Here is a 13,117-nt window from a genome sequence, read left to right as displayed (position 1 = left end):
AGCTTTCACAACGTTTTCTTTCGTGAGTGGCTGACAATCTTGCTAGAAAACGTTCAAACATCTAATTCTAAAGAACTACTTGGACAGTTATTTTATTTTTCTTAGCATAATTTTTAATCTTAGCTTTTAAACTCATGGCTTTTGAACTCATAACAGCACCTCCAGATATTTCTTCAACTCTTTTGTAATCTTAAACTGTTCTGCATATACAGATAAGAGATTTGAGTCCTTATTGTCATATGCAGCATATTTTTTTATATCTCTAATGACTGTTTCTTCATCACAACGACTGCGGCATCTAATAAAATCACAAATTGTTCTTTCTATCTTATAACATTTTACACTATTTCCTAATGTTGTTCTTTTTTCTATAATACCAATATCATGCAGATTTGATTTTACATAAAAGCAGATACATTCTCCCTTTAACGAGTTTGGCAAAGCTATATTGCTTAATATCGTTACTGTATGTATAAAAGGTGTCCGTTCAGACAATCCATTTAAAAAAATGCTGGATCATGTGAAAATACAATTTGATCCGACCGCAACATCATAGTATACATATCATCATGTATCGTATTAGGCAGGATATAAATGCCATGTCTGCATCGTTCAAATAATCCTTCTTTTACATAAATTGTCAAAATCTGTTTTGAAAACCCTAAGGATAGTACCTGAGATGTTGTTATCATATTATTGTTCTTTATTATTTTCTCATTTATATTCATCTTTGCACTCTCCTTGTTTACTTTTGATTGGAATTATGCATCATTTCGATTCAAAAGTAAACTGCTTCATGATAATTAATACATTCAGTAATCTTCCTTTTACAGCATATTCATCCATGAAAATAGGCAAAGGTTCACTAACTTCCACAACAGATTTAATTTCTAGTCAAATCAAATTACAAGTTTTCTACACGCAACCATTTACCTTTAGACCTCACACTACACATTTATGAATACGAATTGTTAATACTATTGTAAATACTAATATTTATAACTAGACAAATTAATCATAAGTATCCTCCTTCACCTCTTTACCATTACTCTAACACTAAATATTACACTATCTTTGTACCATTTAACTTTAAGCAGGTTTACAAATCCAATATTCCTGTACTTGATACGCCCAGCTGCATAAGGCTTTAATCCATGCTTAACCACTTAAAAAGGCCCACCCGATGGGATGAGCCTTCATGTTAATTATTGAAATCTTTCCTTCTTTGAATAATGCGTATGCAGCAGTTCATGTGCAAGTTCACTGTTAGGTTCCTTTAAGAAATTCTTATACAGTTCCTGAATTTGCGTATTTTCATGAGACTTACGCACCTTGCACTCAGAATCTTCAGTATAGAGTGCTTCAGAACGTTTCTGTTTATAGTTAAGACCGCTGTTGCGAATCTGAGCGCTGACAATCGGCATACCGCCGCCATTGATACAGCCGCCAGGACAGCCCATGATTTCAATGAAATGATAAGGTGATTTTCCTGCTCTGATATCATCAAGCAATGGTTTCGCAATTGACATGCTGTGAGCTACCGCTACCTTAACTTCCAGGCCAGCAATGTTTAAGGTCGCTTCTTTCAAGCCCTCAACACCGCGGACTGCCGTATAATCAATATTTTTCAGCTCATGTTTAGCAAGCACTTCCGCAACGGTACGAAGCGCAGCTTCCATAACACCGCCGCTGGTACCGAAAATAACGCCGGCACCGCTGTATTCGCCAAACATATCCTGGTCAAACTCACTGTCAACCAGATCAACAAAATCAATACCGTACATTTTAATCAGACGGCCCAGCTCTCTGGTTGTCAATACAGCATCGACATCCTGCAGACCATTTGTCAGATTTTCACGGCGGCCTTTTTCACCTTTTTTCGCAACACAAGGCATGATTGACACAACATAAATATCCTTTGGATCAATTCCCTTCTGCTGAGCGTAATAAGATTTCAAGATAGCGCCAAACATCATATGCGGTGATTTACAGCTTGATAAATGATTCAGCAGATCCGGATATTCCTTTTCTGCATAATTGATCCAGCCTGGTGAACAAGAAGTAATCATCGGCAGAACACCGCCATGCTGAACACGATTCAGGAATTCATAGCCCTCTTCCATAATCGTCAAGTCAGCCGCGTAATTAGTATCATAAACACGGTCAAAGCCTAACAGTTTTAATGCGGTTACCATGCGGCCGGTTACTTTCGTACCGATTGGCAAACCAAACTCTTCACCCAAACCTGCACGGATTGCCGGTGCTGTCTGGACGATGACATGTTTAGTCGGATCATTCAGCGCATCGATAACTTCATGGATTTCTTCCTTTTCATGCAAAGCGCCTACTGGACATACATTAATGCACTGACCGCACTGCATGCAGTTTACTTCAGCCAATGATTTATTAAACACTGGCCCTACTGTTGTTTTGAAACCGCGGTTAATATAATTCAGACAGCCCAAGCCCTGAATCTTCTCACACGCAGCAACACAGCGGCCGCAAAGCACACATTTACTTGTATCACGGACAACCCCTGGTGATACTTCATCAAAATGCGGTGCTGTATGCTCGCCCTTGAAAGCTTCCTCACGGATGCCTACCTGCTGAGCAAGACGCTGCAATTCACAATTGTTATTGCGGATACACTGCAGACAGTTCTTTGAATGATTAGAAACAATCAATTCTACAACTGTACGGCGGGCATCCAAAGCCTTCTTAGAATTTGTATAAACTACCATACCCTCATTGATTGGGTAAACACAGGCTGCACATAAAGAACGAGCCCCTTTTACTTCAACGTTGCAGACACGGCATGCGCCAGTACCTGTCAAATCCTTTAAAAAACATAAAGTAGGAATCTGAATACCGTTTAAACGGGCAGCTTCAAGAATCGTAGAACCCTCAGGTGCTTCAACTTCACGATTATTAATTGTTAATTTTACCATGATGTACCTCCTATCCTAATGAAATCGCATTAAAGTGGCAGGCATTCATGCAGGCACCGCACTTGATGCATTTTTCAGTATCAATTTTATATGGCTCTTTGCCAGGCACACCAGTAATCGCGCCAACCGGACAACCCTTGGCACATAGTGAACATTTACGGCAAGTATCAGGATCAATCGTATATTCCAGCAATGCCTTGCAGACCTTAGCCGGACACTTCTTATCAACGACATGAGCAATATATTCATCCTTAAAGAAACGCAGTGTAGAAAGCACAGGATTTGGGGCCGTCTGACCTAAACCGCATAAAGCTGTATCCTTGATTGAATAGCTTAAGCGTTCAAGCTCATCAATGGTTTCAAGAGTACCGCGGCCTTCACAGATATCCGTCAGCAATTCAAGCAGACGTTTCGTACCAACACGGCATGGCGTACATTTGCCGCATGATTCATCAACGATGAAATCCATATAGAAACGGGCAATATCAACCATACAGTTATCCTCATCCATAACGATCATACCGCCGGAACCCATCATTGAGCCCTTCGCAATCAGTGTATCGAAATCGATTGGTGAATCAAGATCCGCTTCTGTCAGACAGCCGCCGCTTGGGCCGCCGGTCTGAACCGCTTTAAAGCGTTTATTGTTTGGACAGCCGCCGCCGATTTCATAAATTACCTCGCGCAGTGTTGTACCCATTGGAACTTCTACAAGACCGGTATTGACAACCTTGCCGCCCAATGCGAATACCTTGGTACCGCTTGACTTTTCAGTACCGATTGATTTAAACCAGGCAGCTCCTTTGTTGATGATCTGTGCCACATTGGCAAATGTCTCAACATTATTAATAATTGTCGGTTTGCCCCAAACACCCTTTACCGCAGGGAATGGCGGCTTCGGTGTCGGCATACCGCGCTTGCCTTCGATTGAAGCAATTAAAGCTGTTTCTTCACCGCAGACAAAGGCACCGGCACCCAGACGGATCTCCAATGTGAAATCAAAACCAGTTCCCAGAATATTCTTGCCAAGCAGACCATTTTCTTCAGCCTGTCGGATAGCAATCTTTAAACGGTCAACCGCAATTGGATATTCAGCACGGATATAAATATAACCATGATGTGATCCAATCGCATAACCAGCAATTGCCATAGCTTCAAGCACCGCATGCGGATCACCTTCCAAAATTGAACGATCCATAAACGCACCCGGGTCACCCTCATCAGCATTACAGATTACATATTTTTCATCATTTTTCTCATTCAGTGCAAACTGCCATTTACGGCCGGTTGGGAAACCGCCGCCGCCGCGTCCGCGCAAGCCGCTGGCCATGATTTCATCAACAACCTGCTGAGGAGTCATTTCCGTCAGCACCTTGCCCAATGCCATATAACCGTCACGGGCAATATATTCCATAATATCCTCAGGATTGATTACCCCGCAGTTACGCAGAGCGATACGCTGCTGCTTTGCGTAAAAACGGATCTTATCAATATTGAAAATCTTATCCTTTGTTTCTTCATCAATATCGTGCATTTCCAAACGTTCAACACGGCGGCCCTTATACAAATGCTCACTGACAATTTCATGAACATCTTCAGGCTTTACCTGACAATAGAAAACACGGTCAGGATGAATCGCTACGATCGGCCCTTTCTGACATAAACCAAAGCAGCCTGTTTTTACGATTTTAACTTCTTTTTCAAGACCAAACTGAGCGATCCAGCGTTCAAACTCAGCTTCAATTGCCGGTGAATTGCTGGAAGTACAGCCAGTACCAGCACAAATCAGTACATTAATTCGTTCCATGCGCTTCCTCCTTATGCCTTTTCCGTGCCAACCGTATATTTTTCAAGCACGACGCCATTTTTAATATGACTTTCCAGCATTTCTACGGCCTTTTCAGGCGTCATTAATACATAGGTGGTTTTTGAACCATTCTTATCAAATACTTCAACGATCGGTTCCAGTGTGCACATACCGATACAGCCGGTCTGTGTAACCACGCAGTTATAATTCTTATTCGCAGCTTCTTCTACAAGCGCATTCAGCACAGGTCTTGCCCCTGCCGCAATGCCGCAGGTAGCCATTCCCACAACGACGCGGTACTCCGCTTCGCCTTCACGTAAATCAAGACGTTTTTTAGCCTGTTCACGCAGCTTTTGTAAATCTGCTAATGATTTCATAAATCCTCCTCTTTTTTTCCGCACATTGCAATTCCCTGATTAATATAATCCTTACACCAAAGCATGATTTCAGCATCCGCGATACTCACCTCATCACCAAGAATCGCCTTAATTTCATCGGTATCAAAAACAAAGCATCCCGCGTCGTTTTGATAAGTAAAAATAAAATGGACACTGCAATCAGTTGTCGCCGCGATCATTACCGCGTCACCGATATCACCCATCGGCGGCGTATCCCAATGATCCCGCTGCATACTGGCAGAAATCTCAGTTCCTGCCCCTTCCTTTGATTTTAAACTAAACTCACCGCCGCACTGCTCACTCAATTCCTTAAAGAAAGGAACCCCCAAACCGATTTTTCTCGTCGTTCGGGAAGTGAAGAACGGATCTTGTACCTTCCGGCACATTTCCTCATTCATACCACAGCCATTATCGCTGACGGTAATCTTAATCTGATTGCGCAGCTCACTGTCCACTACCGCAACCGATACCTTCGTAGCTTTTGCTCTTACCGAATTAGCCGCGATATCCAACACATGCATTGACAGATTCTGCATCATAAATATTTCCTCCAAACAGCTTCCAGCACTTCAAGATCAACAGCATGCTCAGCCTCTGATATATCCACCAGCTGATGCGCATCACTGTCGCAGAGCCAGAAAACCTGACTGCTGATCCAAGGATGCATTGCCATCACCCGCTGATAATCAGTTGGGTGTTTGATTTCAATACCGTCAAACTGCAGCGTTTCCGGAATGAAACCCAGCTGCGTGGTAATTGAATTTGAACGATCCAGCACATGTGCCAGCACCGCTAGCCCATGATGCTCATGAATTGCCATCATCGTCTCATCAATATCCGCCATTACCGATTGAAGCAGCAGCACCTCTTCATTGCCGATCACTTGATCCTCAAGATCAAACAAATATTGATGACCAAAATACTGCACATCATTTTTAATTGGCAGCAGCCGCTGAGCCAGCCAGCTTTGGAACTGCTCCGCATCATTCAGCTGCTTAAAATAAGCAAGTACATGCACTTCTTCCAGCGTCTGCACCTCTACACCGTATACATAGGATAAACCATACTGCTTTGCGGCTGCCGCCATAACCCGCTGCTGTTTCAGCGAATTGTGATCAGTAACAGCAATCAGCTGTAATCCTTTCAGCATTGCCATACCGGCAATATTATTCGGACTCATATCATCATTGGCACAGGGTGACAAACCGGAATGAATATGCAGATCATAAAACATAACTATATGCCCAGCTTAAAGCACTCACAGCACACATCATAGGCACTCTTCGGCACTTGAAACAAAGCGATATTCTCTTCCAGCACCTTATCAAGCGTAGCCTGCGGCACTTCGGCTCCCTGAACAATAATCAGACAGCTGATTTCTTTTAAAGCCGCGACAGCTACAATATTCAGATGCGTCTGTACGGTAATCCAAGCCTGCCCCGGTTCACAGTTACCCATGACCCAGCTCAGCAGATCGCCGCAGAACACACCGCTTATTTCTTTTTCAAGCGATTCCTCACTGGCCGTTATCGGCCAGTTTGTTTCAGCAAGTACTTCCTTTACTTTCATACATCATCCCGCTTTCCCAAGATTTTGCAGTCATGCAGCGTTTTCCTGCCGTCAACGATTTCTTCAGCCATTGTTCGGCATGAAGGAAAACCGCACGCGCCGCAGTCAAAGCCCGGCAGAACCTCAAGCTGTTCATTTACCGATTTAAATTTTGCAAGCTGAGCAAAAATATTCGGCATTGATTCAATATTGCTGTTGGTTTCCTCACCATACAGATCTGCAATCTTAAATTTTTTCAGCATCGGCTCGGCTTCCTGCAGCAATCTTGTCATATTCACCTTGCCGTTAAACGGATTACCCCATATAAACTTGCCGCCGATACAGCCATTGCTGCACGCCGACAATGACAGATATTTGACCTCTTTCAGCAAACCAAACTCCGCCAGCTCCAATACCTTTTTAATCTTATCCAAGCCATCTACCGCCAGCATCTGATTATTCACCTGCATATTCAGACCGCTGACCACTGATTTAATCGCTTCCTCATACAGCACCATCGGCTTGCGTGTTTCATTGCGCACATGATTGATCTGCGGAAACAAATCAACGATGGACAGCGCATGATCAATCGCTGACTGCTTCCCATATGGATACTTGGCCAGCGTAAGCTTTGACGGACATTCACAGAATAGGAATATCCCTAGCTTATTCGGATCATCTGCCGCCGCCCGCACCGCTCTTGCCGCGATTTCAGCCGGATAATCAAAAGGCAGAATATTACTTAAAAGCATTGGATATTTCAATTCAATCAGCCGGTTAATCACCGGACAGAAAGAAGAAATCAATAATCTTGAATCATTATACTTCATATAATCACTGGTCGCAGCATAAACCGCTGCCTCATATTCGCCCAGTGACAAAACTTCATCAAATCCCAATTGATCTAATGCGGCATTCAGTGTTTCAACTTCTTCTAATGAGCTGCAGTCTGAATAAATTGAGGTTGGCACTAACAATACGCTCTTTTCATAATTATCCTTATCGATAATCGTAGAGCCCTTAGCCTGTAACCCCAAATTTGTACACGCATCCATGCACTGACCGCAGTTAATGCACTTCTTGGGAGATATAATTGCTCGTTCATTCTGAATCGTGATGGCTTCCGTAGGGCAGATACGAAGGCAATGCATGCATTTGGTACATTTATGCAAAGTATAGGAAATTACACTCATGGCTGAATCCTAAATCCAATCATAAGCCGTGTACCCTGCGGTGAAGTTTCAATTTCAAACTCATCACTCACCCGCTTGATATTCGGCAGCCCCATACCTGCACCAAAGCCAAACTCCCGCGCCTTTTCACTGGCCGTCGACCAGCCCGGCGACATTGCTTTCTCAAGATCGCTGATGCCTGGCCCGTGATCATTAAAATGAATGCTCAGCAAACCATCCTCAGCAATATTAAGTTCTATTTCTCCGCCTTCAGAATGGATGATCATATTGATCTCTGCCTCATAACAGGCAACCGCAATATTTCTCAGCACATTCGGATTCAATCCCATCTGTTTCAGCACACTCTTGATACTGCTTGACACACGGCCGGCATTGGCATAATCCTCACGCTGCACCTGATAATCCTGATGAAACAGACTCATGCTTTCTCCACTGGCTTCAAGCCGTGTCCATAAAGCAGACCGCAGGTTTCATACATTGTGCAGCGCGTTGCCAGAAGTGTCAGCCCCATGCTTTCAGCAAGCTGAAGATCCTCATCACTCACGTGTTTATCACGGACATAAAGCACGGTTCCGATATCAAGCATATCCGCCGTACGCAGACTTTGAGCATTACATAACCCCGTAACCAAAACCGTTTGATCGCTGTCCTTCTGCACTAAGGCTAAGACATCGCTCATCAGATCACTGGCAAATACATAATTAAATTCCTGATTTTCATCATAAGGTGTTAAAGCTGTCCCGTCTATCAGCTGCAGCAGCTGTTTCAGCTTCATAGGCTTACCCCCGTTCAGCTTCGATCATATCACGTAAAATAACTTTAATTTCCGTTGGATCAGCTAAATTACCATGCACCTTACCATCAATCGTCGCAACCGGTGCCAAACCGCAGGCTCCCAGACAGCGGGTAGCATCGATTGAGAAGAAACCATCTTCACTTGTTCCGTTTACCTTACAGCCGCAGATATCACAAATCGTCTCCAGCAGCTTCTGGGCGCCCTTTACATAACAAGCCGTACCCATGCAGACATTGATCACATGTTTTCCCTTTGGCTCAGTGGTAAACTGGGTATAGAATGTAACCACGCCATACACCTTTGCAACCGGTTCGTGACACGCATCAGCGATCTTCACCATAGCCTCAAAAGGAATGTATCCCAAATCGTGCTGAACATCATGAAGCATCAGCTTCACAGGACCTAGCTTATCCTTGTGACGTTCAACAATTGCATCAATCACAGCCAGTGACTGAGCATTCAGTTTTTCCATTTCATGCACCTCTTTCTTTATCTCATGAAGTAAATAAGGTAGTTCTATTTACTCTATAATAATACCATGTAAACGCTTCATTTAAAACATTTACCTCGTGTATATTTTCACAAAAATTAATAATTTCACAAGTTAAAAAATGGTCAAATTAAACAGCTAGAACATTTTTGTTAATATATTATCAATTTAAGATAAGCTGAATGTTTCCGTACTTTTCATGCATCAAATAAAAAAACATCGAGCTAACCCGATGCATCATATAAGCAATAATTTCACAACTTAAATTTCCCTTTTTTCCAGATATTTCATGATTTTTTTTGAAATAAACTCAGTAAATGCCAACAATAGGATAATCCACAGCGTCCAGGCAAACAAGCCTGACATGTCCATATTGATCCGGCAGATCTGCAGCTGACGGCCAATTCCCGGCGATACCGAACCGATAATTTCCGCCATGACACCCACCTTAAAAGCCAGCCCTGCCCCGGTGGATAATGCCGCTTTAAGATAAGGCAGAATCAGCGGCAGATAGACCCGAAACAAAATATTCGGCATTGACTCAGGATAGACTCTCGCGACATCAAGGAGATCCTGATCAATACTTTTGATTCCGCTTAGTACATTGGCATAAATCATCGGAAACAAAATCATAAAACAAATCAGCCGCACAGCAGTTTCATTATTAGTCCAGATCAGGGCAATTAAAATATATGAGATATTGGGAATACTTTTCAAAATCAGATAAATCGGGGCAAACAGCTCCGCCAGCCAGCGATAATAACCGCATAATAAACCCAGCAGCAAGGCACAGCTATAAGCGATCGCCAAACCGCTTAACGAACGGTAAAGGCTCATCACTATTGCCTGATAAAATGCCGGTGAAGTGAGCTGGAAAAGCATCTGTTTAAAAACATCAAAAGGGAGCGGAAGCATGAATTCATTGTTGATCTGTGCCGCCAGCACGATCCACAAAAGCAAAAGCACGATAATTACGGCTGCGCCTTTTTTCTTCATCACCTTCACTCCCTTCAATCGAATGGAATTATTTACTTAACATTTCACTTGTATAATCAATACCAAACAGCTTCAGCATCGTTGTAATATCAGCCTCGCATAAGCTCGCAGACGTATAGCGGATATTCTGCTTCGCCCAAGTAGCCGCCGCAATTTTACTGCTAGGCACACCTAAAACCTCTGGTGTCAGCTGATCGACTAAGCTGCTGACCTTGGAAGAATCACTGGCAGCCGCGCTTACAAAGCTTTCAATCTGCGCCAATGCCGCGCTGACCTTTTCCTCACTGCCCTGCTTTACAAAGATGGCCGCCTGCGGGAAGCCTGAAGATGCTGTGGACATCTTTTCCTGATAAGCGCTCTGCAGATCCAGAATCACCTTCAATTCAATGCCCTGCTCCTTTGCCTTCGCAATCGTAGCTGTCACTGCCGGTTCCGCCAGCAGGCCGCTTTCCGCCTTGCCGCTCAGCAAGATTCCCTGAACATCTTGAGCGCTTGAATAATAAGTAATCTCTGGAACAATGCCTGCCACATCAACTGCATTCTTAAATACGATATCCGGCACGCTGCCTTCACCGAAAGCCGCGAAATTGCCAGCCTCTTCAAGAGCTGTATCACTAGTGCCTACAAGATACAGATTCCCCCATGTAATTACCGCTTCAAGACGATAGTCAGTCTTATCCGCACTGATCAGCTTAGCGCCTAAATTAATCGGCGCTAAGATCATGTCATAATCTGAATCACTCTTGGCAAATTCAGCGCTTAACGCCTCACTGCCGGTAACAAAATCAACTGTATTCACACCATCCGCAGCCAGCTCCATCACGGATAATGCCGGTGCTCCCGTAGGCGCTAATACTTTAATCGGTTCTGCGGCCGGATTCTTTGGTTCCTCACCCTTTGGTTCATTAACATTACCAGCCGGTGCCGCGCAGCCTGTCAACAACAGTGCTGCTACTAATAAGCCTTTAAATAGTTTCATCTTTTCTCCTCAATTTCTAAGCGCAATGATTGGATGAATTCTTCAAATGGTACAGTCAGACTTTCTTTTTCACCTTGACGGCGGATAGATACAGTGCCTGCTTCTGCCTCACCATCACCTAACACAAGCTGTACTGGTACCTTCTTCATCTGTGCTTCTCTTATACGATACCCTAATTTTTCATTTCTTGCATCCAATTTGCTTCTGAAACCTAAAGCCTTTAACTGATCATTGATCTGCTTGGCATAATCATAATGCAGCTCATGATGTACTGGAATAACTTCTACTTGTACCGGTGCCAGCCACATTGGGAATTTACCTGCGTAATGTTCAATCAGAATACCGATAAAGCGTTCAATTGAACCGAAGATAACACGATGCAGCATTACCGGACGGACCTTTTCGCCATGCTCATCGATATAAGTCAAATCAAAACGTTCAGGCAGATTCATATCCAGCTGAATCGTACCGCATTGCCATACGCGGCCTAATGAATCCTTGATATGGAAGTCCAGCTTAGGGCCGTAGAAGGCACCGTCTCCCGGATTGATCTTATAAGTCTTGCCGGCATGCTCACAGGCTTTAGCCAGTGCATCTTCACTCTTATTCCAAATTTCAATATCACCGATATACTTCTCTTCCGGCCGTGTTGATAATTCAATGCTGTAAGTCAGATTAAAAATCTTATACACACGGTCGATGAAATTGATTAAGCTGATAACCTCGCTCTCAATCTGATCCGGACGCATAAAGATATGGGCATCATCCTGAGTAAATGTACGCACACGGAATAAACCGTTCAAGGCGCCGCTTGCTTCATGACGGTGTACCTGACCAAGCTCACCCATGCGTAAAGGCAGATCCTTATAGGAATGCAGGCTGTTCTTATAAACCAGCATAGAACCTGGACAGTTCATCGGTTTAATCGCAAATTCACGATCATCAACCATTGAAGTATACATATTTTCCTTATAGTTGAACCAGTGACCGCTGACTTCCCATAATTCCTTGCTCATCATGATCGGTGTCTTGATAAATTCATAATTCTCTTTAGTATGCTCATCATACCAGAAACGCTCTAATTCATTTCTTAAAATCATGCCATTTGGCAGAAAGAACGGCGCTCCCGGTGCATATTCACTCATCATAAATAAATCAAGCTCACGGCCTAATTTCTTATGATCGCGTTTTTTAGCTTCCTCAAGCAAATATAAATGCTCTTCCAGCGCTTCCGGTGTCTCAAAGCAGATACCATAGATACGCTGCAGCATCTTATTATTCGCATCGCCCTTCCAATAAGCGCCGGAATGCTTCAATAGCTTAAAGTTCTTCAATTGCTTCACAGTCTCAACATGCGGACCGCGGCACAAATCTGTAAAATCACCCTGACGGTAACAGCTGATTGTTCCATCCTCAAGATCCTTAATCAATTCAATCTTATAAGGATCATCTTTAAATTTCTCCAAGGCTTCTTCCTTGCTGATTTCTTCACGGACAATACGCTTGCCATCTTTAACCAGCTTTTTCATTTCCTTTTCAATCTTAGCCAGATCTTCTTCCTTGATGACTTCATCACCCAGATCAATATCATAATAGAAGCCCTCAGAAATAACCGGTCCTACCCAGAATTTAGCCTGTGGATACAGATGCTTCACTGCCTGAGCCATCAAGTGTGCGCAGGAATGATTCAATACACTTAATTTTTCATCTTGTTTAATATCAATCATTTTTATTTACCTCCTAACAAAATAAAAACAGACTCCATCTGAAGGACGAGAGTCTGTCGCGGTACCACCTTGCTTCGCATACATTGCTGCATGCCTCAACTCTTTAACGCAGATTAAACGGTACACCTTTTCAGGGACAGCTCACCGGGAGTAAGATCAATCTGCCGCAGGAAGTTTTCACCACCACTTCCCTCTCTGATTAGCTCAAAGGATCTCATATCCGGATCATTGCTTA

14 protein-coding genes are annotated in these 13,117 nt (G+C 43.3%); all 14 read right to left on the bottom strand.

Features of this window, described 5'->3' with window-relative positions:
• Positions 1-500: 500 nt before the first annotated feature.
• On the bottom strand, positions 501-728 hold the full coding sequence (locus tag DAHG_RS21740) for a type IV toxin-antitoxin system AbiEi family antitoxin domain-containing protein (protein WP_022938997.1): 228 nt from the start codon (positions 726-728) through the stop codon (positions 501-503).
• A gap of 477 nt (positions 729-1,205) precedes the next feature.
• Positions 1,206-2,948: an NADH-dependent [FeFe] hydrogenase, group A6 gene (locus tag DAHG_RS14105; RefSeq protein WP_022938996.1), complete on the bottom strand. Its 1,743-nt coding sequence runs from the start codon at positions 2,946-2,948 to the stop codon at positions 1,206-1,208.
• A gap of 10 nt (positions 2,949-2,958) precedes the next feature.
• Positions 2,959-4,755: an NADH-quinone oxidoreductase subunit NuoF gene (locus DAHG_RS14100; RefSeq protein WP_022938995.1), complete on the bottom strand. Its 1,797-nt coding sequence runs from the start codon at positions 4,753-4,755 to the stop codon at positions 2,959-2,961.
• Positions 4,756-4,766: 11 nt separating this feature from the next.
• Positions 4,767-5,132 carry a (2Fe-2S) ferredoxin domain-containing protein gene (locus tag DAHG_RS14095; RefSeq protein ID WP_022938994.1) on the bottom strand — a complete coding sequence of 122 codons (366 nt, stop codon included), beginning with the start codon at positions 5,130-5,132 and terminating at the stop codon, positions 4,767-4,769.
• Positions 5,129-5,692 carry an ATP-binding protein gene (locus DAHG_RS14090; protein ID WP_022938993.1) on the bottom strand — a complete coding sequence of 188 codons (564 nt, stop codon included), beginning with the start codon at positions 5,690-5,692 and terminating at the stop codon, positions 5,129-5,131. Before DAHG_RS14090 ends, DAHG_RS14095 begins: the two co-directional genes overlap by 4 nt.
• Positions 5,689-6,387, bottom strand: a complete 699-nt coding sequence (locus tag DAHG_RS14085; RefSeq protein ID WP_022938992.1) for a PHP domain-containing protein — start codon at positions 6,385-6,387, stop codon at positions 5,689-5,691. The genes DAHG_RS14090 and DAHG_RS14085 overlap by 4 nt, the downstream gene beginning before the upstream one ends.
• Positions 6,388-6,389: 2 nt before the next feature.
• Positions 6,390-6,722 (bottom strand): hypothetical protein, encoded by a 333-nt coding sequence (locus DAHG_RS14080; protein ID WP_022938991.1) that lies wholly within the window; start codon positions 6,720-6,722, stop codon positions 6,390-6,392.
• Positions 6,719-7,894 (bottom strand): [Fe-Fe] hydrogenase large subunit C-terminal domain-containing protein, encoded by a 1,176-nt coding sequence (locus tag DAHG_RS19765; protein ID WP_022938990.1) that lies wholly within the window; start codon positions 7,892-7,894, stop codon positions 6,719-6,721. The genes DAHG_RS14080 and DAHG_RS19765 overlap by 4 nt, the downstream gene beginning before the upstream one ends.
• Positions 7,891-8,316, bottom strand: a complete 426-nt coding sequence (locus tag DAHG_RS14070) for an ATP-binding protein (RefSeq protein ID WP_022938989.1) — start codon at positions 8,314-8,316, stop codon at positions 7,891-7,893. Before DAHG_RS14070 ends, DAHG_RS19765 begins: the two co-directional genes overlap by 4 nt.
• A complete protein-coding gene (locus DAHG_RS14065) occupies positions 8,313-8,669 on the bottom strand; it encodes a hypothetical protein (protein ID WP_022938988.1) in 357 nt (118 codons plus the stop codon). The genes DAHG_RS14070 and DAHG_RS14065 overlap by 4 nt, the downstream gene beginning before the upstream one ends.
• A gap of 4 nt (positions 8,670-8,673) precedes the next feature.
• Positions 8,674-9,162, bottom strand: coding sequence for an NADH-quinone oxidoreductase subunit NuoE family protein (locus tag DAHG_RS14060; protein ID WP_022938987.1), 489 nt, complete (start codon positions 9,160-9,162; stop codon positions 8,674-8,676).
• Positions 9,163-9,441: 279 nt separating this feature from the next.
• Positions 9,442-10,176 (bottom strand): ABC transporter permease, encoded by a 735-nt coding sequence (locus DAHG_RS14055; RefSeq protein WP_022938986.1) that lies wholly within the window; start codon positions 10,174-10,176, stop codon positions 9,442-9,444.
• A 28-nt stretch (positions 10,177-10,204) separates the two neighbouring features.
• On the bottom strand, positions 10,205-11,155 hold the full coding sequence (locus DAHG_RS14050) for a hypothetical protein (RefSeq protein WP_022938985.1): 951 nt from the start codon (positions 11,153-11,155) through the stop codon (positions 10,205-10,207).
• A complete protein-coding gene (gene thrS / locus DAHG_RS14045; protein WP_022938984.1) occupies positions 11,152-12,882 on the bottom strand; it encodes a threonine--tRNA ligase in 1,731 nt (576 codons plus the stop codon). Before thrS ends, DAHG_RS14050 begins: the two co-directional genes overlap by 4 nt.
• Positions 12,883-13,117 lie beyond the last annotated feature (235 nt).

The sequence above is a fragment of the Dielma fastidiosa genome (assembly GCF_000313565.1).
GTDB lineage: Bacteria > Bacillota_I > Bacilli_A > Erysipelotrichales > Erysipelotrichaceae > Dielma > Dielma fastidiosa.
Note: the sequence above shows the minus strand (reverse complement) of the source record. Positions and strands in the feature narration are given on the sequence as shown.

Excerpts from the sequence above, each read along its gene's own strand:
- thrS (WP_022938984.1), bottom strand. The coding sequence starts at position 12,882 with ATGATTGATATTAAACAAGATGAAAAATTAAGTGTATTGAATCATTCC.
- DAHG_RS19765 (WP_022938990.1), bottom strand. The coding sequence starts at position 7,894 with ATGAGTGTAATTTCCTATACTTTGCATAAATGTACCAAATGCATGCAT.
- DAHG_RS14090 (WP_022938993.1), bottom strand. The coding sequence starts at position 5,692 with ATGATGCAGAATCTGTCAATGCATGTGTTGGATATCGCGGCTAATTCG.
- DAHG_RS14055 (WP_022938986.1), bottom strand. The coding sequence starts at position 10,176 with ATGAAGAAAAAAGGCGCAGCCGTAATTATCGTGCTTTTGCTTTTGTGG.
- DAHG_RS14070 (WP_022938989.1), bottom strand. The coding sequence starts at position 8,316 with ATGAGTCTGTTTCATCAGGATTATCAGGTGCAGCGTGAGGATTATGCC.
- DAHG_RS14105 (WP_022938996.1), bottom strand. The coding sequence starts at position 2,948 with ATGGTAAAATTAACAATTAATAATCGTGAAGTTGAAGCACCTGAGGGT.
- DAHG_RS14050 (WP_022938985.1), bottom strand. The coding sequence starts at position 11,155 with ATGAAACTATTTAAAGGCTTATTAGTAGCAGCACTGTTGTTGACAGGC.
- DAHG_RS14060 (WP_022938987.1), bottom strand. The coding sequence starts at position 9,162 with ATGGAAAAACTGAATGCTCAGTCACTGGCTGTGATTGATGCAATTGTT.
- DAHG_RS14095 (WP_022938994.1), bottom strand. The coding sequence starts at position 5,132 with ATGAAATCATTAGCAGATTTACAAAAGCTGCGTGAACAGGCTAAAAAA.
- DAHG_RS14065 (WP_022938988.1), bottom strand. The coding sequence starts at position 8,669 with ATGAAGCTGAAACAGCTGCTGCAGCTGATAGACGGGACAGCTTTAACA.
- DAHG_RS21740 (WP_022938997.1), bottom strand. The coding sequence starts at position 728 with ATGAATATAAATGAGAAAATAATAAAGAACAATAATATGATAACAACA.
- DAHG_RS14080 (WP_022938991.1), bottom strand. The coding sequence starts at position 6,722 with ATGAAAGTAAAGGAAGTACTTGCTGAAACAAACTGGCCGATAACGGCC.
- DAHG_RS14085 (WP_022938992.1), bottom strand. The coding sequence starts at position 6,387 with ATGTTTTATGATCTGCATATTCATTCCGGTTTGTCACCCTGTGCCAAT.
- DAHG_RS14100 (WP_022938995.1), bottom strand. The coding sequence starts at position 4,755 with ATGGAACGAATTAATGTACTGATTTGTGCTGGTACTGGCTGTACTTCC.